The sequence below is a fragment of the Gordonia sp. GN26 genome (assembly GCF_054823965.1).
Genome location: NZ_JSYC01000118.1, coordinates 1 through 413, shown reverse-complemented (window position 1 = coordinate 413; position 413 = coordinate 1). Strand labels below are relative to the sequence as shown.

Genomic DNA, 413 nt, shown 5'->3' with positions numbered 1-413 from the left:
GCGCTCAAACGGATCGGCGATCAACTCGGTGTGCACCCGGAGGCGCTTCGCACCTGGGTCAAGCAGGCCGAGATCGATGGCGGGGACCGCCCGGGGACCACGACCAGCGAGGCTGAGCGGATCGCGCAGCTGGAACGGGAGAACCGGGAGTTGCGGCGGGCGAACACCATCTTGAAGCAGGCTTCGGCTTTCTTTGCGGCGGAGATCGACCGCCCACAGCGTTGATCGTGGAGTTCGTCGCCGCTTCCCGCGACGAGCACGGAGTCGATCCGATCTGCGCGGCCCTGCGCGACACGGCCGCCCAGATCGCTCCGTCCACAGTCCGAGCCCATCTGAGCTCTCGACGAGTCGAGGCGCCACGGGTGGTCCGTGACCGCGAGATCCTCGGTGAAATCCGCACCGTGCATGCCGAC

Annotated in this window: 1 protein-coding gene, 1 pseudogene and 1 other annotated feature; the gene and the pseudogene both read left to right on the top strand. The window is 67.6% G+C overall.

Translation table 11 applies throughout. The annotated features are described in order from the left end of the window. Positions 1-225: transposase (locus tag OK17_RS19300; RefSeq protein WP_461418425.1), on the top strand; the 225-nt coding region annotated here is incomplete at its 5' end. Further along, positions 186-314: a sequence feature (AL1L pseudoknot), on the top strand. It overlaps the preceding gene by 40 nt. Beyond that, positions 228-413, top strand: a pseudogene (locus OK17_RS19295) (hypothetical protein); the annotation flags it as partial. It overlaps the preceding feature by 87 nt.